Origin of the sequence: Mobiluncus mulieris (assembly GCF_014204735.1) — a bacterium.
Taxonomy (GTDB): Bacteria; Actinomycetota; Actinomycetes; order Actinomycetales; family Actinomycetaceae; genus Mobiluncus; species Mobiluncus mulieris.
Genome location: NZ_JACHMA010000001.1, coordinates 320,028 through 339,923, shown reverse-complemented (window position 1 = coordinate 339,923; position 19,896 = coordinate 320,028). Strand labels below are relative to the sequence as shown.

The 19,896-nt window shown below is 54.9% G+C and carries 15 protein-coding genes; 5 read left to right on the top strand and 10 right to left on the bottom strand.

The genetic code is table 11. The features are described 5' to 3' along the window. Nucleotides 1–6: 6 nt before the first annotated feature. A complete protein-coding gene (locus F4555_RS01550) occupies nucleotides 7–1,041 on the bottom strand; it encodes a FecCD family ABC transporter permease (RefSeq protein WP_004014796.1) in 1,035 nt (344 codons plus the stop codon). 160 nt (nucleotides 1,042–1,201) lie between these two features. Between F4555_RS01550 and F4555_RS01545 the strand changes: the two genes are divergently transcribed. Next, the gene (locus F4555_RS01545; protein WP_115325532.1) at nucleotides 1,202–2,938 is read left to right on the top strand and encodes an ABC transporter ATP-binding protein/permease; all 1,737 of its coding nucleotides are present in this window, start codon (nucleotides 1,202–1,204) and stop codon (nucleotides 2,936–2,938) included. A gap of 4 nt (nucleotides 2,939–2,942) precedes the next feature. Further along, a complete protein-coding gene (locus F4555_RS01540; protein ID WP_115325533.1) occupies nucleotides 2,943–4,670 on the top strand; it encodes an ABC transporter ATP-binding protein in 1,728 nt (575 codons plus the stop codon). A gap of 150 nt (nucleotides 4,671–4,820) precedes the next feature. On the opposite strand, the gene F4555_RS01535 is transcribed toward F4555_RS01540, so the two are convergent. From F4555_RS01535 to F4555_RS01520, 4 genes are all read right to left on the bottom strand, one after another. After that, nucleotides 4,821–5,957 carry a cation diffusion facilitator family transporter gene (locus F4555_RS01535; protein ID WP_174222559.1) on the bottom strand — a complete coding sequence of 379 codons (1,137 nt, stop codon included), beginning with the start codon at nucleotides 5,955–5,957 and terminating at the stop codon, nucleotides 4,821–4,823. A gap of 179 nt (nucleotides 5,958–6,136) precedes the next feature. Beyond that, complete coding sequence (locus F4555_RS01530; RefSeq protein WP_115325535.1) at nucleotides 6,137–7,723, bottom strand: ABC transporter ATP-binding protein; 1,587 nt, start codon at nucleotides 7,721–7,723, stop codon at nucleotides 6,137–6,139. Then, nucleotides 7,720–8,442 (bottom strand): energy-coupling factor transporter transmembrane component T family protein, encoded by a 723-nt coding sequence (locus F4555_RS01525; RefSeq protein WP_004012981.1) that lies wholly within the window; start codon nucleotides 8,440–8,442, stop codon nucleotides 7,720–7,722. Before F4555_RS01525 ends, F4555_RS01530 begins: the two co-directional genes overlap by 4 nt. Then, nucleotides 8,443–9,009: an MptD family putative ECF transporter S component gene (locus F4555_RS01520; RefSeq protein WP_004014790.1), complete on the bottom strand. Its 567-nt coding sequence runs from the start codon at nucleotides 9,007–9,009 to the stop codon at nucleotides 8,443–8,445. 467 nt (nucleotides 9,010–9,476) lie between these two features. On the opposite strand from F4555_RS01520, the gene F4555_RS01515 reads away from it, so the two are divergent. Continuing rightward, nucleotides 9,477–11,321, top strand: a complete 1,845-nt coding sequence (locus F4555_RS01515) for a phosphoenolpyruvate carboxykinase (GTP) (RefSeq protein WP_115325536.1) — start codon at nucleotides 9,477–9,479, stop codon at nucleotides 11,319–11,321. Between the two features lie 125 nt (nucleotides 11,322–11,446). Here F4555_RS01515 and F4555_RS01510 read toward each other — a convergent pair whose 3' ends face one another. The 5 genes from F4555_RS01510 to F4555_RS01490 form a co-directional block, all read right to left on the bottom strand. Next, complete coding sequence (locus tag F4555_RS01510; protein WP_004017485.1) at nucleotides 11,447–12,673, bottom strand: MalY/PatB family protein; 1,227 nt, start codon at nucleotides 12,671–12,673, stop codon at nucleotides 11,447–11,449. 170 nt (nucleotides 12,674–12,843) lie between these two features. Beyond that, a complete protein-coding gene (locus F4555_RS01505) occupies nucleotides 12,844–13,197 on the bottom strand; it encodes a hypothetical protein (protein WP_115325537.1) in 354 nt (117 codons plus the stop codon). Between the two features lie 47 nt (nucleotides 13,198–13,244). Beyond that, nucleotides 13,245–15,125, bottom strand: coding sequence for a glycerol-3-phosphate dehydrogenase/oxidase (locus F4555_RS01500; protein WP_115325538.1), 1,881 nt, complete (start codon nucleotides 15,123–15,125; stop codon nucleotides 13,245–13,247). Then, complete coding sequence (locus tag F4555_RS01495; protein ID WP_004012988.1) at nucleotides 15,122–15,697, bottom strand: TetR/AcrR family transcriptional regulator; 576 nt, start codon at nucleotides 15,695–15,697, stop codon at nucleotides 15,122–15,124. The genes F4555_RS01500 and F4555_RS01495 overlap by 4 nt, the downstream gene beginning before the upstream one ends. 31 nt (nucleotides 15,698–15,728) lie before the next feature. After that, nucleotides 15,729–17,333: an FAD-binding oxidoreductase gene (locus tag F4555_RS01490; protein WP_244854417.1), complete on the bottom strand. Its 1,605-nt coding sequence runs from the start codon at nucleotides 17,331–17,333 to the stop codon at nucleotides 15,729–15,731. Between the two features lie 170 nt (nucleotides 17,334–17,503). Here F4555_RS01490 and F4555_RS01485 point away from each other — a divergent pair, with 170 nt between their 5' ends. After that, on the top strand, nucleotides 17,504–18,568 hold the full coding sequence (locus F4555_RS01485) for a diacylglycerol/lipid kinase family protein (RefSeq protein WP_231282774.1): 1,065 nt from the start codon (nucleotides 17,504–17,506) through the stop codon (nucleotides 18,566–18,568). Nucleotides 18,569–18,811: 243 nt separating this feature from the next. Continuing rightward, the gene (locus F4555_RS01480) at nucleotides 18,812–19,852 is read left to right on the top strand and encodes a lipid II:glycine glycyltransferase FemX (protein ID WP_004014781.1); all 1,041 of its coding nucleotides are present in this window, start codon (nucleotides 18,812–18,814) and stop codon (nucleotides 19,850–19,852) included. Nucleotides 19,853–19,896: the final 44 nt, after the last annotated feature.

Here is a 19,896-nt window from a genome sequence, read left to right as displayed (position 1 = left end):
TCCTTCTTATCTTGCATATTTCCTAATTAAGGCCATAAGCATCGGTGTGCCAACAATAGCTGTCAATATTCCTATGGGCATTTCAGCTGGTCTAATAATTATTCGAGCAAAAATATCTGCAATAACTAAAAGTATCGCTCCTGTTAACCCAGCAATAGGTAGGGAAATTCTAGTCATAGAACCTACCAATAATTTAGCTAAATGTGGAATAACTAAACCTATAAAACCAATAGATCCGGTCAGGGAAACTAAAATCGCTACTGTAAAAGCCACGATGCCAAATAGCACGTCACGAAATAATTTCGGGTTCGTACCTAGTGATCTTGCAGAGTCGTCACCTAAATTTAGGACATCAACTCTTCTACCAAATAGAGCAAAAAGTAGCAACGCCACTACAGTTGTGCTCAATCCTATGCCCACATCATTCCATTTAGCCGACGCGAGCGACCCTAATGTCCAGAACATGACTGATTTATGTCCCGCAGCCGTACCGGCCATCAGCGTTACTAAGCTAGTTACCGCAGCAAAAAAGTAGTTAACTGCCATACCGGCAAAGATAATTCTTGTAGGTGTTATACTTCCCCCAGCGCTAGCTAAAAGTGTTACAAGCACAATCGCCACCACAGCCCCCAAGAAGGCTCCTAATGAGACGCCTACTGCTGAATGAAATACACCTGTAATACCGACCACTATTACAAATGCTGCTCCAGCGGAGGCGCCGGACGAGATACCTAGGATATATGGATCGCCAAGTGGATTACGCAGCAAGGATTGCGTAATTAAACCGCAAACACCTAACCCCGCCCCCGCAGTGGCACCTAAAAGCACCCTTGGCGCACGAATTTCTTGAATTACCTGGATATCAGGGGTGCCTGTGTACCTGTCTAAAACAGCACCGTCAAAAAAGGCTCTCAGCCCGTCAACAGCAGTGACCAACGGTATGTCAGTTGCCCCTACTGAAACGCCCAGCAGTATACATAACAACAGAACTAGGGTCAAGGATACTAGCAAAGCCACTCGAACCTTCCACGTCGTTATCATCCCGATTTCCTTCTCCTTGTAGTTAAATCTGTTGCTATAATGACTCACAGAGCACCGCTGGGGGAAGTTGACAACTCTACTCAGATGTGCAAACCTTAAACTAAGGATAGCTTACCCTTAGTAAGTACGCAAGTTTACGGCATCAGGGAAGGAATCGCTTGTGTTTACCAATCAAATACGCATCATGCGTGCCGGTGGAGTGACCGCTTGGCTCCTGCTGCCCTCCATCCTCGCAGGTCTGATTTCTTCAGCTACCTACATCGGCGCTGCTGTGCTCAATGCCTTGCTCTTCACTGAACTACTCACGTCAAGGAATCTCGAGACCATCATCTATTTGATTTCCGGTGTAGCAATAATGCTGATTCTTCGTCCTTTAGCAGATGTTGCCGGCCAGTTATTGCAAAATAGAGCAGGCCTGAAATTAAAGACACGTCTGCGTGGGGCACTGCTAGATAAACTTGACAAACGCGGCCCTATGCGTGCTGGCCTCGGTAGATCAGGAAAAATCCAATCCGTCTTGACCGATGGGGTTGAGGCCATTGAGCCCTACTTCATTAAGTATTTCACCCAGTTAGTCGTTACTCTCGTGACCGCAATAGCTCTGACTATCGGCATGGGGCTTAGCAGCCCACTGATTGCAATCGTGCTTCTGCTGTGTGGTATTAGTATCGTGGCGATTCCTCGTCTTTGGGACAAAGCGCTGGCTGAAAGAGGGCAGAGTCACTGGATTGCCTACGAGGATCTCAACGCAGATTTCATAGACGCGATGATGGGAATGTCTACGCTCAAGTCCTTTGGTGCTGCGGATAGATACGGGAAAAGACTCCAAAACCAGTCAACCAGCTTGCTGCAAACCACTCTAAACCAGCTCCGTCTCTCCCTGGGAGAAACCGGTCTCAGTGGAGGAATGAAAGTATTAGGGCCGGCATTAGGACTGACGATTGCAATTTTCCAAATTGGACACCAGCAAATGGAGCTTAGTCAACTCTTCGTTATAACGATGCTTTCAATTGAATTTTTTAGACCTTTCAATACTTTATCTTCATGTTGGCATGAGGCATTCTTTGGAATTTCTGCTTTACCTGCTATGAATGCCATCTTTAGCGCCGCTGATGCTACGCCTCCTGCGAAGCTAACAGAACAAGCATCCAAGACGTGTGGGAATATAAGCTTCCAAAATGTTAGTTACACATACTTAGGAGCCAATGAACTTGCGTTAAACGGAGTTAGCTTCACCGTCCCAGCACAACAAATCACCGCGATTGTTGGCTTGTCCGGCTCAGGAAAATCTACAGCACTCGGACTAATGATGGGGTTCGACCAACCTAGTAGTGGCACCATTTCTTTAGCTGGGAACGACCCCAGACAAATTGATATTACAAGAGCTATGACTTTGGTTCCACAAGATCCAATTATTTTCCCTGGGACAGTAAGAGAAATCTTACTTTCTTCCAATCCGTCTGCTACTGAAAAAGAAATGCTAGACGCACTCACCTGGGCACATGCAATCAATTTGCATCAAGAAAACGCAGACGATACTTCTTCTGTGTTAAACCTGCGCATCTTTGAGCACGCCACCAATTTATCTGGAGGACAAAAACAACGACTCGCCATAGCTCGAGCATTGATTAGAGACACCCCAATACTGATTCTCGACGAGTCAACCTCAGCCCTCGACAGCGATACAGAATACTCTGTACTAGACGATATACGTCAAGCCAAGCCAGAACTCACAATGCTAATCGTGACCCACCGGATTGATACAGCAGCCAGGACAGACCACGTTATTGTTTTAGGAAATGGAGAGATTCTCTGCCAAGGATTCCCCGCAGAATTGGCAAAAAACCCAGATTCAGCCTGGTCAAAACTCTTACATACACAAATAGTAGAAGGCTAGTAACATGAAGAACACTATAAAAGAAGTTTGGAGCCTGATGGCCATGTTAAGGGAATGCTTTCCTTTATTTATAGCAGCTACCATTGTTACCGCATTTTCCCAGATAACTACTGTTGGTGTTGCTGTTACCTCAGTGGGGATTAGTACCTCGTTTTTTACTAATCAGGATTCTTCCCTCACCGGACTCTTTGCGCTCTTATTTTCCTTAGTACTGGTAAATGCTATTTCCACCTTGTTAGACGTATGGTGGTCTCATGAAGTGGCGTACCGAATTTTACATGTATTTCGGGTGCACATTTATAAGGCTATCAAACGTATCGCACCACTCGGGCTTCAGGGTAAACGCACGGGTGATGTTGCATCTGCCGCTATGAACGATGCTGAAACCCTTGAGTGGTTTTATGCCCATACCGCATCAACTGCAATTTGTGCAGTACTAAATTCAGCAGTATTCATCATAGCTTTATGCGTCCTAATTGGATCAGTTGGTTTAATCATGGCGTTGCCGATAGTTGCAATGATTCTTATACCCCTGTTTCTTCTTGACATTCAGGGGAGACAGGGAGTTCACCTCCGAGATGCGCTTGTAGAACTCAGAGTTACCGGACTTGATTCTATTCAAGGACAACGTGAACTTCGATCACTTGGAATGGTTGCACAGCAAAATAGCCTTGTGCTGCAAATTACTAAAACAGTCCAACACGTAAAGAACCGCCAAACAATTCGTAAAGCCTGGGAATCAGCTTTTTCTGCCATCGCTACCTCGTTCGGTTCTATCTCAATTTTAGTCATTTTAACCGGTCGTGTGCTCGATGGCACCCTGGATGCCAAGCTACTACCTGTTTCTATTGTGCTTGCTGGAATGTCCACTATGCCTGCACTCACATTGGTCGGAATGCTAGGTCGAGTTGGAGAAATTGGGGCGTGTGCGCACCGCATCAGGCTCATTCTTCAAGCTAAAGACCCTATTCCCTCCGTCCCAGATACGAATCTGCCCAACTACCAAAATGAAAAGGAGACTCTGGTTGCTCAAAATCTGGAGTTTAGCTATGAATCTAACAAACCTGTTCTCCAAGGAATAAACTTATCCGCTAAGCCTGAGCTGTCACTGGCTCTGGTAGGAAAGTCGGGAGCCGGGAAAACCACCCTCGCTAATCTAGCTATGCGATTTCTCGACCCCACAAATGGACAGGTTCGATTCAATGGCCAAAATTTACGCAGTCTCGAACCGGATACATACCGCGAAAGCTTAGCTCTTGTCCCGCAGGATTGCCATATTTTTGCGGGAACTATCCGCCAAAACCTTGAATTAGCCAAAGAAAACTCCACAGATGCTGAAATGTGGGAAGCTCTCAGAGCGGCAGACATCGACGAATTGGTTACCTCGCTGGGGGGTCTCGATACCCGAGTTGGAGACCGCGGAACTACTCTATCAGGCGGAGAACGTCAGCGAATTGGTATTGCACGCGCTTTCTTACGCAATCCACAGGTGCTGATTCTTGACGAACCACTAGCCAATATCGATCCATTCCTAGAAGCCAGTATTGCTGAAAAAATCCGCAAGCTTCGCTCTAATCGAACCACTATCGTTATTGCTCACCGACTCGCCTCAATCCGTATAGCAGAACAGATTGTTCTCTTGGATTCCGGGCAGATAGCAGCTGCTGGTACTCACGCAGAATTGAAAAACAACGATTTGTACCGAAATCTTCTCGGGAACCAAATCCAGTGAGTCCAATGCCAAACGTAAGTGGGGCGATTTCGGCTACATCTTCGCTATATATGACGACATGACCGAAATCGCACCACTTACGACAAAAGCCGTCCCAGCCAAACCCAGCAGAGTCAGAACCAACCGGAACCGGCAACCGACCCCCAGCGGCTACACCTGTTCCTTCCAGTTGTGGAAGTCTGCGCGCGAGGCCGGCTCCAACTGAATCGTGGTGTGATAAATCGAGATTTCGTGGTGATGCTGCAGACAATCCTCAATCTGACCCAGGATTTCTACGGTGTGTCCGTCGTGGAAACACTCGTCTTCCAAGATGACATGCGCAGTCAAAACCGGCAGCCCCGTGGACACGGTGGAAGCATGCAAATCATGCACCGCCACCACGTGTGGCAGCGTCAATAAATGCTCCCGTACCTTTTCCAAATCCAGGTCTTTGGGGGTAGCCTCCATCAAAATTAAGCCGGCGGGACGCAGAATCATCACCGCGCGCGGCACAATTAAGGCCGCAATCACCAAGGCTGCCACTGAATCGACCTGCACCCAACCAGTGGTCTCCATCACCACCGCGCTGACAATTACCGCCACCGACCCCAGGGAATCGTTCAAAACCTCTAGGAAGGCTACCCGCAAATTCAGGTTCCCGCTTTTGGCTCCAATCAGAATCGTCAGGCTCGCCAGATTCCCCAGCAGGCCAATAATTCCCACCGCCAGCAGCATCTGAGCCCCGATAGGCTCCGGGGTGACCAGACGTTTTATCGCTTCGATACAGGCGTAAACCCCAATCAGGATAAGCAACAGGGACTGCAGCGCCGCCGAAATCACCTCGGCGCGACGCCATCCCCAGGTACGCCGGGTGGTGGCTGGACGGCCTTGCAGGTGTGCCGCTATCACTGCCAGGGTCAGCCCCGCACAGTCGGTGAGCATATGTCCCAGGTCTACCAACAGGGTCAGACTGCCAGTCAAAGCTGCCCCCACCAGTTCGGAAAGCATCACCGCCAAGGTTATCGCCAGAGCGGCGATCAGCCGGTTCTTTCCGACACCTTCGCCGTGGTTGTGGGAATGCCCGTGCCCGTGGCCATGTGCATCCCCGTGCCCTTTTTCGTCGTGCTGGTGGGGACAGGCGGGGACGTGTTCGCGTGTCTGGTCGTGGTGGGGTTTCTGGTGGGGTTCATGAGGCGCGGGTTCTCGTTCCAGCGTTTCGCACGCCGCACTCCCGGTTTTGTGGGGTTCATGAGGCGCGTGTCCGTGTTGCGGCTCGTTCTCAATATGTCCCATTTCTGTATGACCCATCAGTTCCCTCTCCGTTTCCAGGCTAAACCCCCAATTACACGTGTTCCCTATCGGTTCTATCGTTTTCATTGTACCTAAGCCCGGCTAAAAATCTAAGGATGACCTTAGTTACAGAATTCATTATCAATAAGCGGGGTGGGCTGCGGCTTCACGCCACAGCCCACCCCGTGTTCCGCGTCTCAACGCTGCGCCGTCGCCGCGCCGAAAACCTGGATTTGTCCTCGGCCGGTGACCTCGCGCAGCGGCGAAAGCCGCAACTCTCGGTCGGTGACCTCGTTGAGAAACTCCCAATCATGGCTGATGACCAGCACGGCTTTTCCCGCAACTGCCAAGCGGCGAATCAAGCGGGAAATGGACATGAGATGCCCGTAGTCCACCCCGGAGGTCGGCTCATCAAACACATAGAGTTCCGCGTCCCCCGCGATAGCATTGGCGATAACCAGGCGCTGTTTTTGTCCCCCGGACAGGGTCATGGGGTGGCGTTCCTCCAGGCCGCCTAAGCCCAGTTCCGTGAGGATTTCCCGGGCCTGCCCGACACTGACCTCGGTGTTTCCCAAGGTGACTTCCCCAAGGACACTTTCCCCAAACAACTGTCGGTTCACGTCTTGCATCACCAAGGCGGAACGCTTGGTGCGCTGATGCGAGCGACATCGCTGGCCGTTAAAGTAAATGTGCGCGTCTTTTTCCGGATGCGCCAAGCCAATCAAAGTCCTGGCCAAAGTGGTTTTTCCAGCTCCGTTAGCCCCGGTCAAAGCTGTGACAGCCCCGGCGGGAACCTCCAGGCGGGGAATATCCAGGATTCGGGTTTTCCCGTAGCTAAACCGCAGGTTTTCCGCCACCACGCCGCTGCCCGAGACGATTTTCCCCGATATCGCGCGAACTGGCGTCTCCTGTGTTGCCTCCTCGTGAATCGGCACGTCAGTCACGTCCACTCGCGTCTCCTTGAAACAGTGCTGTTGAGGTGGGGTGAGGATTCGTAGCCCGAGTTCCCGACGCCGCGTGTCACTGCTGGCGAAAAATTCTGCGGCCGGTTGGTCGGTGACTACCGCGCCGTCGCGCATCACCACTACCCGATCGGCGAGTCCACGCAAGGGGTAGAGTCGGTGTTCCGCGACGACCACTGTCCACCCTTCGCGTTTCAACCCGGCGAGTACCGCAACGAAACCGTCGATGGCCTCGGGTGATAGGTTCGAAGTGGGCTCGTCCAGTAGGACGATGCGTTGGGGCCCCATCAGGGCGATAGCGGAGGCTACAAGCTGTTGTTCGCCGCCGGAAAGCTGTTTGAGTTTATATTCCAGCAGGGGTTCTATCCCCCAAATGCGAGCCACTTGTTCGAGGCGCTGTCGAATCACGGCGGGCGCATCCCCGGCGTTTTCACAGGCGAAGGCGAGTTCCTGGTAGACGGTGGCGGTGAAAAACTGGGAACGCGGGTTTTGGAACACGGTTCCGGCGGCGCGCCCGAGTTGCTGAATATCCGTGCCAACCGTATCCAGCCCGCCTAGCCGCACATCACCTTCCAGTTTGCCGGAGAACAGTTCAGGAATCAGCCCGTTCAGCAGTTTCAGCAGGGTGGATTTTCCCGAACCGGAAGGCCCGGTGACAAGAGTGCAGGAGCCGGGCGGAAACTCCAGGTTAATATTTTTCACCCCGGTGACCGCGAGGTCGGGGGTATCGTCTTCGTCGGTCTGGTATTCGAAAGTAACATGGTTGATGGCGGTAACTGCATCGTTACTGGCGGTCGCATCGTTCGGGATTTCTAGATTCATGAGGAGCCTCCGGGAAATGCCGGTAAATCTTTAAGCCACCAAGTGCTAGCCACCAGACCCACCACAATCAGAATCCACAGGGCGTCCAGCCCGGAAAAACCCAGGCGGGACAGGGTCGTGGGTTGCTGTTTAGAGCCGAGCCCCCGCACCATGCCGGCGGCAGTCATCTCGTCTGCAATCCGGGTGCAGGAGGCCAGCAGTGGCACCAGGACAAATTCCAGGAATCGCAACGGGTGTATCCAAGCACGCCACCCCATTGACAGTCCGCGCAGCGCCATGGCTTCACGCACTGCGTGGTATTCCGAAAACACGGTGGGAATGAACCGCAGCAAGACAATAACCGGCACGGTTATCGCAATCGGGATGCGCATCCGGCGCAGAGCGGCCACAAACTGTCCCGGCCGCACCAATATCACCAGGTAGGAGGCGATACCACCGGCGGTGGTGAGTTTAAACATCCAATATCCCATCAACGCGAGGAAAGCCACGAACCCGTTTTGCCACAGGTGTGGCAAAACGAGGAACAGTATCAGCCATCCGGCTTCAACCCCTAGGAATCCCGCTAGGAATCGCCACCGGCCGGTGGTTGCCAGCGCCACTGTCGCAATTGCCAGGCAAATCAAGGAAATCGTCATACTGTTGCGTCCCATCACCAAGGCGTTTACCACTAGCAGTACCAGGATAGCGGTGCGCGGGTCGGGTTGGTGGTGTGCACGCATTTACTTAGCGATACCGGCTTTACGGAAGTGGCGCGCCAAAACCGACTCCCCGAAAATCCCACCGATTAGCCCCAACAGGAAGATACAACCCATCCAGGCGAAAATCGGAGCGGGGGAAAGGAACCAGTCCAGCTGTACGGCGTAGGCTTCACCCATTGATTTAGTAATCATCTGCCGGTATCCCGCCGCGTCTGTCAATACCGGAAACCACGGGGTGACATACCACAGCGAGAACAGGGCGTAGGCCAGAATATTGAAGCCTTTTTTCCCCTTGGAGTACAGGAAATCTCCTATCAGACCTAGCAGCGGGGTCAAGATAACCACTACCCAGGGGTGTCCAGTCAGCATCATCAACACTCCCACCAGCAGTCCCAGAATAGCCAGGGCGCCGATTTTGCGCACCCGAGATTTGAACAAGCTGATTACCACCCCGTTGGCGATAATTCCCAGCGCGAACCCCACGAACATCATGAGAGGATTGATAATTCCGAGCATCCCGCTAGCAAAAACGAGCACAAAGTAGATAGCGGTAAATACTCCAATATTGATAAAGTCACGTGTTTTCATAACTGTAAATGCCCTCTTTCAAGCTCAGATTTTATTTAGGCGAGCCTATCCTAGCGTATTTATGAGGGGGGTGGGGTAAAGCGTACCGTAAGAACCAACCAGTTTAGACAACCTCACTGCGCTTATAAGTCAAAAATCCCTTAATCCGCAAGTCACCGTCAGAATGAAAACCCCCGTTTCACCTGGCATCACGAGAAAATATTTGCTAGATAGCCTCCATCTAGCAAAGACGCTGGTTCTGATGACCTCGCCGCATTTCCAACTGCCCCCCGAACACGACGAAATTAGCTAAGATTTTGAGCCATAGGGTAAAAAACCCACTCCCGAACACCACAACTAACTTGCCACTGCTGTCAGACTCAAGAAAATTGACTCTATTGCTAGCGGAGGCAAAATGAGTTAGGGTAGCCTTAGTAAGGCTACCATTGGCTGCTCGGGAATCATTACGATGAAGAAGGAAGTCAATAATGGAAAACATTTCCGAAATACTCGCCGCAGCCGGGCTGCATAACGAGGCCGTCGCCCGCTATGTAGAGCACTGGTCGGGAATCACCCAACCCGATAAAATTGAGGTGATTTCAGCGAAAGACGATGATCGCCTGATAGCGGAAGGGCTCGCTAGTGGAGAGATCGCCCCAGCCGGTGATGGACTGTACTACTCCCGTTCCTACTACAAAGACACCGCCCGCAGCGAAGAGCGCACCGTGGTAGCCACCCACAGACCCAGTGACAAGGGGGTTTACAACAACTGGCGTGACGCTGACCAGGTAATCGCCACTCAGGTAGAGCACATGCGCGGTGCTTCCAAGGGCAAGACCATGTATGTCATTCCCTATTTGATGGCTCCGCCAAAATCCCCGCTGGAAAAATGGGCTCGCGGGGTCGAGTTGACCGACAACTTGACCGTCGTATTGCACATGATTCGTATGGCGCGGGTAGGCGTGGAATACCTGAACAACCTGGCCAATCCCGACGAATTCGTCAAAGCCGTACATGTTACTGGCGATTTGGAAAATCTTGGTCAAGGCACTCCGGAGGACAAGCGCCTGTTCGCCACCGTGGCTGACGACCGCACGATTTTGCACTTCGGTTCGTCTTACGGCGGCAACGCCCTGCTGGGCAAGATTGCCCACGGCCTGCGCCAAGCCGCCTATGACGGCTGGGATTCCAAGGAATTCCTCTCCGAGCAGTTCATGCTGATTGGGATTAAAGACAAACAGGAAAACCGCACCTACTACGTGTGCGGCGGCTTCCCCTCGGCTTCTGGCAAAACCAACCTGGCGATGATGCTGGCTCCCGATGCTCTGGGTGACCGCTACGAAGTGTACTTCTACGGTGACGATATTGTCTGGCTGCGCGTGGGTGAAGACGGCCGTATCTACGGCATGAACCCCGAGTACGGCGCTTTCGGGGTGGCCAAGGACACCAATTGGAAGTCCAATCCCACCGCCATGGAAGCCATCAAACCGGGCACCAAGACCCTGTTTACCAACGTGGCCTACAATCCCGACACCCAGGAACTGTGGTGGGAAGGCAAAACCCCGGAGCACCCCGAGGACGTCACCGGCTGGATTGATTGGAAGGGCAACAAGATAGCGGATCGCCCGGTCGAACACCAACGCTCCAAGGCCAAAGGTGACGAATGGGCGCATCCGAACTCACGTTTCACCGCTTCGCTCAAGAATGTTCCGAATGTCGCCCCGGATTACGAAGACCCCAAGGGGGTGCCGATTGACGCGATTATTTTCGGTGGCCGTGTGAAAGACCGCGAACCCCTGATTCGCGCTATGACTGATTTGGCCGAAGGTGTCTATGATGGTTTGACTCTGGGCGCGCAAGCCACTTTCGCAGCCGAAGGCAAAGAGGGCATTCTGCGCTACGACCCGATGTCGATGCGCCCCTTCATGTCTTACCCCGAAGGCGAATACGCCCGCCACTGGCTGCGGATTATTGGTCAGGCCAAGCACCAGCCGATTTTCGCTCACGTCAACTGGTTCCAAAAGGATCCAAAGGATGGCCATTTCCGTTGGCCGGGCTACCGCGATAACTTGCGCGCCCTGCTGTGGCTGTTGGATTTAAAGGAAGGCCGGGCTCAGGGTAAGCAAACCCCGGTGGGGACTATCCCACTGAAAGAAGAGCTGAACCTGGATGGTTTCGAAGGCGACCCGGCTGACTTGGATGCCGTGTTGAGCATTGACACCGAACTGTGGAAGCGCGAAATGGGCTACCGCGAGGAGCACCTCAAGCAGTTCGAAGGCCTGCCGGAAGAAATCTGGGAGGCTCACCGCCGGGTAGCGGCCGCCCTAGGATAACCGGGGTAAACCGGGATAACCGGATAAATATCGCTCTTTTCGTAGGAAAATTGCATTGAAACGCTGGGGGTGCTGGTTTCGGCCAGCGCCCCCAGTCTATTTCGGGTTATCCAGTGTATTTTGGGCTAAAGCGGCCTAACGCGTTTTACGGCGTGGGCTGCGGGTTCATGAGGTGCTATCGGGCTCGCGACCAGTGCCGAGGCCAGACGCTGCACCATTTCGAGGTACAAATGCCTAGGAGTGGCGGCGTTCAACCGCAACAAAGTGGGATAGGCATCCCCCAGGATCGTCCCGCCGTTCACCGCTACCCCGGCCTGTTCTTCGGCGACGGCCACCGGGTTATCGCTGTAAGCCGCACAGTCCCAGGCTTGCAGATAGGTGCCCTGCAAGGCCGGTGCCTGCAGTTTCGGGGCAAGTTGACACGCCAAATCGCGTCCTTGGGAAAGGTTTACGCTCAAATACTCTCGCACTTCCTCCAGCCACTCGCGGCCTTCCCGGTAGGCCACCGTGGTGGCCAACACCCCCAGCGGAGTGGCACCGTGACTCATCCTGGTAGCAACTTCTTGCCAGGCCTGGCGCAGATTAGCATCGGATATCACCAGTTGGGCGCAGTGCAAACCCGCTAGATTCCAGCCTTTCGAGGCCGCATGAGCCGTTACCGTCACCGCCGCGACTTCCGGGCTCAAAGACGCGAAGGGAATGTGGCGAAACCCCGGCATAGTCAAGGGCGCGTGAATCTCGTCGGCAAAAACCTGAACCCCGGTCTCCAAGGCCAGTTGGGATACTTGTTGCAGCTCCGTTTCCGACAGAACCCTGCCCGTAGGATTCCAAGGATTGCACAGAATCAAGAGTTTTGCTTGGGGTCGGGCAAGCGCCTCATGCAAAGCCACCATGTCCAAAGACCACTGCCCATCAATGAAGCGCGAGGGTACCTGGACGCATTCGCGCCCGAGCTGCCCGGGAATGGTCAAAAACGGCATATAAGCCGGGGTGGGCACCACGATTTGTTCCCCTGGACTGGTAGCCAAAGTAATATGTTCACGCAAAATAGACAGCACATCCACCACGGGGGTAATCGCCTCGGGCTCGACCTCCCAGCCGTAGCGCTCCCCCAGCAGCCGCGCGGTTTCGGTGCGTAAATTCTGGGGCAGCTGCGGGGGCATGTATCCCAACAAGCCGCTGGTGATGGCGGTGGTGAGCGCCTCGAGCACGGGCGGGGCGGTGACGAAATCCATTTCCGCCACCCAGCATCCCATTAGGGCTTCGCCGGTTTTCGGATTGGTTTTCCCGGTCCACTTCAGGGAACCGACTTCGCGCAATTGCGCGGCGCTAACCTTGCTGAAATCTAACATAATTCCACTATATTTCGTTGCGGACGCATAGAGAAATTCTCAGGAATTCTCGATGACATGACTGCGAGGCATTGTGACTGGTTGATATGCAATCTCGCTATGCTCAACGCGCGGCGCAGTATCTCGAGGTCGAGAAACCTGAATTTTTGCCTTATACGTCCAGGATGGTTTTAACGCGCCCCGGGGATTCGCGCGGCGTAGTTCGCGGCGAGAATCCCGTTGGTGCGTTTCGGGTCGCGTGGCGGCTTCGGGGCGGGCGGTGGTAGCGTCGCGGGAAGCGAGGCGGCGCTGGCGGTTGCGCTGCCCGCTGGGGTTGCGCATTCATGAGGTGCCAACCGGGAATCCCCCCGCAGTGTTCCTCCGGTGTCTTTCCCTGGCACTCCAACCATCCCAGCGCCACAACCCGTGCCGCCATGTTTGTGATGTGTCAGCTTCGGGATAGTGGAAGTCGCCAAGCGCATCAGCCGCCCCACCGCCCGGGGATGACGCGCCTGGGCTATTGCAAACCATTTATAGATAATCATTGTTTAACCTTCTTGCTTGAAACTAAAACTGCCAGTTTCCCCGGAATTTAGACTGCGACAGGGGGTCTGGCAGAGCCCTGAATCGCGACTGGCACCTCAGGAACCCGCGTCTCTAAAGCCGTGAAGATTTCGGTGACTTCGCCGCGTGCCGCCTCGGCTTGGGCGGGAATCATGGTCAACCTGGTGCGCCGCTCTAAGATATCTTCCACGCTCAAAGCACCTTCGTGGGTGATGGCGTATTCGATTTCGGCTCGTACCAACGCTAAACCCGCGATTCGATCCAAGGGGCGTTCAAGAACGGCTGATTTCACCACGTTAACGGCTTCGTTCCCGAAGCGGCGCCACAGGAATTTTGGCACCGCGATGCGCCGCCCCAGGGTTCGGCCGGATTCATGAGGTGCTATCCGCCAATCCGTCGTTTCCCGGGATTGCGCCTCGTGAAGACCAAGAATACCAAGCAAAATAGCCCCCACGCGGCTCTTTCCGCTCCCCGGCATGTGGGCGTGTCCGGCGCTCCCCGCGCCGAACACGCCCAAACCCGGGCTATCGCCGGTGCTTGCGCCCCGGCGATAGCCCGGTGCCCCCACCAACGGGAAATTCCTGGTTCGGCACGGTCCGGCCGGTAAACCCCGGAGATTAACCACCGCGTCCACGGCTTGTTCGGCCATCAAACGGTATTCGGTGAACTTGCCGCCCACAATCGACACCAAGCCGTTATCAGCCAAAACTGTGGCGTGGCGCCGGGATAAATCAGCGGTGCTCGCAGTGCCATCCATCGCCAGCAGGGGACGCAAACCAGTGAAGACTCCGCGAATATCCGCGCGGGTCACCGGACGGGACAGGGCGCGGTTGATGTTTTCCAACAGGAAATCGATGTCTGCTTCGGGGGTAGAGGGCACTTCCGGAATCGGGCCAGGCTGGTCTTCGTCAGTCAACCCCAGGTAGCAGCGTCCTTTATCGGCGGGTAGCACGAAGAGGTATCGCGACACCGAGCCGGGCAGGGGAATTGTCAAAGCCCCCTTGGGGTGGCCGAAAACTGCCGCGTCGAACACCAGGTGGGTGCCGCGCGAGGGGCGAATCTTGATGCTGTCGTCCAGGCTGGCCGCCCACACTCCGGTGGCGTTTATCACGGCTTTCGCATGCAAATACAGTTTTTCCTCAGTCAGGGTATCCGTCAGCCACGCCCCGTTCCCGGTGGCCTCGGTGGCTTCGCAATATGTAAGGATGCGGGCGCCTTCCCCAGCGGCGGTGCGCGCCACCGCCAGAGTCAATCGGGCATCGTCAATCATCTGGCCGTCATAGTTCACCCACGCGCCTTTCAGGCCGTCGCGCCGCGCGGTGGGAACCAGGCGGCGGGTTTCGTCTGGCCGCGCAAAACGTGTGTGTGGCAGGGTGCGGCGACTGGTGCCGGCCGCTATTGCCAGTAAATCTCCCGCGCGGTATCCGGCGCGGGTTGCCAGGATTTGTAAAGGATTAACATAGTTATTCAGCGGGGTGACTTGCGCGAGGGGGCGCACCAGATGCGGGGCGGTGCGTTCCATAATAATCCGACGTTCCCGAGCCGAGTTAAAAGCAATGCCGACCTGCAGTTTCGCTAGGTAGCGCAGCCCGCCGTGCACCAGTTTCGACGACCAGCGCGAGGTACCGAAAGCTAAATCACGTCGCTCTACCAGCGCCACGCTCAGCCCGCGCGTCGCCGCGTCCAGGGCGATGCCGGCACCGGTGATACCCCCGCCAATCACCAGCAGGTCAACATGGGGATTTTGGTTCAGTTCCCACCATTCGGTTTGGCGGCGCGTGGCGTTCAAAGCGGTGGGGTCGAACGCGGACGTATACGCGGACGTATACGCGGAGGCATACGCGGACGCGCAGGCAGCGGGAACCGGAGCCGCTGCAGTATCCGCCTCAAAATCGGTATCTCGCATCATTGCAGGTATCCTTTCAACATTTTGCGCAGTTCTTCTTTCCAGCTGGCATCGTCAAAGTACTCTGACACGGTGTTAGCCATAAAGGCCACTGACTGTACCAGCATCAAAATAAACAGAGCCTGCTGTTTCGGGTTTTCCGAGGACAGACCGGGCAGCGCCCGCAGCATCCGTTCCAGAACATCGATAATCGCTAGCTGGCTGCGCCCCAATCGATGGAACTGGTAGGTGACCAGCAGTTCTGGTTCTTCACTTAGGATGGCGCGCATCAGCTCATTGCGTCGCACCCGATTGGTGACATCCACAATGATTTCAATGAATTCTTTGGTTGACGTGGGGTTTGCTACGTCTCCCAGCATCCCCACCATTTCTTGGGTCAGGGTTTCGGAGATAATCTCTTCCAGGGTGAAAAATTTGCGGTACACGGTGGGGCGGCTCACTCCGGCGCGGCGGGCGACGTCGGTGATGGTGGTGCGCATCCCGTTGCGTATCAGGCAGACTCGGGCGGCCGCGATGATTTTGGCGGCGCTGGGGTCGGGTTCGCTGGTATCTAGTGAGGTTTCGCTTTGGTTCATGAGGTGCCTCCCGGGGATTTCTAGCGTAGCTTCAAAACAGCTTGCCGGGGTTCATAATTCCCACCGGGTCGAGCGTGTCTTTAGCGGCCTGTAGCAGTTTGATTCCTAGCGACCCGATTTCGGATTCCAGGTAGGGGCGGTGGTCGGTGCCAACTCCGTGGTGGTGGCTGATGGTGCCGCCGTGGGTTACTATGGCGCGGCAGGTGGCGGCTTTCGCTTTCCACCACTGTTCATGAGGTGCCGCCGATTGTCCCGAGATTATCGTGAAATATAGCGAGGCTCCTTCCGGGTAAATATGTGAAACGTGACACATGACGATGCTCGGAGATGTGGGCAGGTTTACCCCTAAAGCTTCGACCACAGCAGCGCGCAATTTCAGGATGTTACTCCAGTCCGTGGCGGTTTCCAGGGTTTCACAAATAACGTGGTTGTCCAACAGTGCATCACGCAACATAGGAGCCCCGAAGCGGCCTTGTTCCCATTGGCGGGCGGGTTCTTCGCCCAGGCTTTTCGCGCCGTGTGCCAGCAGCACCGCCCGAGTTTCAGCGTGTCTGGATTTGGCGTGTTCCGGGCTGCCCTCAAACATGGTGATGCAGGTGCACCCGGAATCACCTTTGTTGGTTTCCCCGATTTTGTCGGTGGAGGACAGGTTGATAGAGGACTCGATGTCGTCCGACAGGCGGATTACGGTCGGCCCGGTGCCTTGTTGCGCTACGGCACGGACGGCCGCGACCCCAGCTTTGAAATCCCGGAAGCTAAAGGCTTCGTAGCGTTTTACTTCCGGGATGGGATGTATCCGCACCCGCACCCGGGTGATTACCCCCAAGGTACCCTCGGATCCCAAGAACAGCTGGCGCAAATCCGGTCCGGTGGCCGAAGCCGGGGCGGGGCCGCCGATTTCCATGATTCCTTGCGGGGTGACAACGGTAAGCGCTCGAACCATCGAGTCGAAACGCCCATATCCGCTCGAGCTTTGACCCGACGAACGGGCAGCGGCGTAGCCGCCAATCGTGGCGTAGGGGAAGGATTGAGGGTAATGCCCCAGTTGTAGCCCATGTTCCCCCAGCAGCAGCTCGGCTGCCGGCCCGGTCAGCCCCGCCCCCAAGGTGGCCAGTGCGGAAACCATGTCCACATCTTCTAACTGGGTGAAACGGTTCACGTCCAGGCTGATAACCGCCGCGAATTCCCCGCGTACCGGATTTACCCCGCCCACCACCGAGGAGCCGCCCCCGAAGGTAACCACGGCGATGCGTTCACGCGAACAGTACTGTAGAACTTCCAGCACTTCCGCCTCGGTTCCGGGGGCAATCACCGCATCGGGAGCGGCGATTACCTTGTCGGTGCGCCAGTCGAGCAGGTCGGGATAGGATTTGCCGTGCGAGCGACGCAGGCGCTGTTCGTGGTCTTGCGACACGTAGTCCGCGCCGACAATATTTTCCAGGGCGTGCAGCTGCCCGTCGGTTAGGCGTGGTTCACTGAGTTTGATTTGCGCGGCGGGAATCCGCGAGGCTGCATCCGTGGGTTTCGCCCCCAACAGCAGCCCCAATAATTTTTTGACCGAGTTCGACAGGGGTTTGCCTTCTTCGGCAGTCCCCCACAGATTGTGTTCCATCGGTGGCAGTGTAATTTTACTCACCCTTCTATTGTTACACATTTACAGCTTTCGTAACAATGTTTCAGGCTGGATTAATTAAATACTTAGAAGTCTCCGTTACAGAAAATCAGGCGAACCGGTCTTTTCTGCCGCTAAACCACTTCGAGAACACCGCAATCCCGGTAGAATGCTGGAAAACAGACAAGCACCTCATGAACATGAACGAAAAAGCACCCACAGACCAAGCCGAATACCGCCACGGCACCACCACCTTGCGGCGCGTCGCATTTATCACAAATCCGACGGCCGGCAAGGGACGCGGGCGCAAAACCGCCCGGTTGGCGCGCGAACACTTGCGGGCGCGGGGACTGGAACTGGCGGAATTCCCAGCACACACCCCCGCCGCCGTGATTGAAGCCGCCCGAGCGGCCAGTACCGACCCCGCGATTGACGCGATTGTATCTTGCGGCGGGGATGGGATGCTCTCCTTAGTGTTGCAAGCCCAGGTGGGCTCGGGCAAACCGCTGGGAGTGATACCGTCGGGAACTGGCAATGACCACGCCAGGCACTACGGGATTCCCCTTGACCCACGCGGAGCGGCCGAGGTAATCGCGGCCGGACATTGGCAGGAAACCGACCTGGGGCTCGCAACTTTCAACACTCCCCCCGCCCCAAACAACACAATCCTCGGCTCGCCAGCAGCGGGTCAGGGTCAACGACCCGCGAACAACCACGGCTCCAAGCCGGATGATAACCCTACCCAGACCCAACAACGCTGGTTTTCTACGATTGCCTGCGTCGGTTTTGACCAGTTAGTCAACGAAAAAACCACCGAGATCTCTTGGCCAAAGGGGTCGCTGCGCTATATGCTCGCCCTGCTGATTATTATATCTCAGTTTCGTCCTTATCCGGTGCGGGTTTCGATTGATGACCGCGAATTGCCCTATCGGGAACTGTCGCTGATTGCCGTGGCGAATACCTCCAGTTACGGCGGGGGAACCCGCATTGCCCCACAGGCCAGCACCCGTGACGGACGTTTCGCGGTAACCGCCCTGCCGGCTATGGCACGCCGCCGCGCGATACGCCTATTAGCGGGGTTGAAATTCGGGGACATCACCGGGGATTCACGCTTTATTTTCGATACGGGACAACGCGTGGTTGTGCAAATGGGCGACCTTACCCCGATCGCGGATGGAGAACCGCTTGGCTCGGGTCAGGTCACGCTAGAGGTTCGCCCCCGCGCCGGGTTGTTTCTGGTGGCGCCCCCGGGTTCATGAGGTGCCAGTCGCATTTCGACGCCGCCACCACATCCACCCCCATCAAATCGACAGTATCCGCAGTTCAAGGCGGCTTTGCCTGAAATTCACGCCGGAATGAATTACCGGGACAAGCGGCTTTGGTAAACCTAGTCGCCACCCTCGGGCTGGCACCTAGTGATACCCTAGTAAAAACAAAGTAAACCCCGGAATGGTACCCCCGCAGCCGACCAAACCGGCCATCCCTACCTTGGAGAAAGAATTATGCCAATCCTGGATTATGACAGCCCCCAAATCGCAGCCTTCGACGACTTCGTGCGACATTCCCCCTATGCGCGCTGCCCCCAAGATCGGCAGTGGAGTCAAGTAAAACAGAACTGGGATTCACATTTTGTGTATCTGGAATCCGAGGGGCACATTACCGCTGCCATGTCGGTATTGTCCTTGAAAGTAGCCAACGGCAAACGCCTGTTTTATGCCAACCGCGGCCCGGTTTGTGATTTCTATGACACCGACTTGGTTACGAGGCTGATTGCAGAGGCCACGCCCTTAATACGTGAACGTGACGGCTTTTTATTGCGTCTCGACCCAGAAGTGCGTTGGGATGGGGAATTAGTGTCGCGCTACCGGGATTTGGGCTATGTGTTTCGCAGCCGGGAAACCGACTTGGGGGATTTCATCCAGCCGCGTTTCAACATGATTTTGCCGCTATCCCCAAACACCACCCCTGCGGAACTAATGGCTGAATTTAACCAAAAAACCCGCTATAACATCAGGCTTTCCCAACGTAAAGGTTGCACCACCCAATATTACAGTTGGCAAAGCCATCGCGAAGCAGAAGTTTTAGCTGCCATTGATAAATTCTATGAACTCACCGAGATTATGGCGCAGCGTAACTCGATTACCTATCGAAATAAGGCTTATTTCGTGGGTCTGATTCGCGCCTTCCCTCAATCCCGGATTTACTTGACTTTCCACGAAGGCGAGGCGCTTTCGGCGGCTATCGCAGTGCCCTATAACCAAAAACTTTTCTATATGTATGGCGCCAGTTCCAACGAAAAGCGCAACCTCATGCCCAATTACAACATGCAATGGGAGATGATTCAGTGGGGACTGGAACTGGGAATGGCGGAATATGACTTTGGTGGAGTATTCCGTTTTGTGCCCGAGGACGGCTTGTTCCGGTTCAAAAACGGGTTTTGTCACACTTGTGGCCCCACTGAGTTCATAGGGGAACTCGATGTGGTTTTCGATGAATCGGCCTATGAACAGTTCAAAAGTACCCAACACAAGACGCACCACTAGCATAACGCGGGAAAATGACCCGCACCTCCGGAACCCTCCGGAAC

Excerpts from the sequence above, each read along its gene's own strand:
- F4555_RS01550 (WP_004014796.1), bottom strand. The coding sequence starts at position 1,041 with ATGATAACGACGTGGAAGGTTCGAGTGGCTTTGCTAGTATCCTTGACC.
- F4555_RS01540 (WP_115325533.1), top strand. The coding sequence starts at position 2,943 with ATGAAGAACACTATAAAAGAAGTTTGGAGCCTGATGGCCATGTTAAGG.
- F4555_RS01535 (WP_174222559.1), bottom strand. The coding sequence starts at position 5,957 with ATGGGTCATACAGAAATGGGACATATTGAGAACGAGCCGCAACACGGA.
- F4555_RS01530 (WP_115325535.1), bottom strand. The coding sequence starts at position 7,723 with ATGAATCTAGAAATCCCGAACGATGCGACCGCCAGTAACGATGCAGTT.
- F4555_RS01525 (WP_004012981.1), bottom strand. The coding sequence starts at position 8,442 with ATGCGTGCACACCACCAACCCGACCCGCGCACCGCTATCCTGGTACTG.
- F4555_RS01520 (WP_004014790.1), bottom strand. The coding sequence starts at position 9,009 with ATGAAAACACGTGACTTTATCAATATTGGAGTATTTACCGCTATCTAC.
- F4555_RS01515 (WP_115325536.1), top strand. The coding sequence starts at position 9,477 with ATGGAAAACATTTCCGAAATACTCGCCGCAGCCGGGCTGCATAACGAG.
- F4555_RS01510 (WP_004017485.1), bottom strand. The coding sequence starts at position 12,673 with ATGTTAGATTTCAGCAAGGTTAGCGCCGCGCAATTGCGCGAAGTCGGT.
- F4555_RS01505 (WP_115325537.1), bottom strand. The coding sequence starts at position 13,197 with ATGATTATCTATAAATGGTTTGCAATAGCCCAGGCGCGTCATCCCCGG.
- F4555_RS01500 (WP_115325538.1), bottom strand. The coding sequence starts at position 15,125 with ATGATGCGAGATACCGATTTTGAGGCGGATACTGCAGCGGCTCCGGTT.
- F4555_RS01495 (WP_004012988.1), bottom strand. The coding sequence starts at position 15,697 with ATGAACCAAAGCGAAACCTCACTAGATACCAGCGAACCCGACCCCAGC.
- F4555_RS01485 (WP_231282774.1), top strand. The coding sequence starts at position 17,504 with ATGAACATGAACGAAAAAGCACCCACAGACCAAGCCGAATACCGCCAC.
- F4555_RS01480 (WP_004014781.1), top strand. The coding sequence starts at position 18,812 with ATGCCAATCCTGGATTATGACAGCCCCCAAATCGCAGCCTTCGACGAC.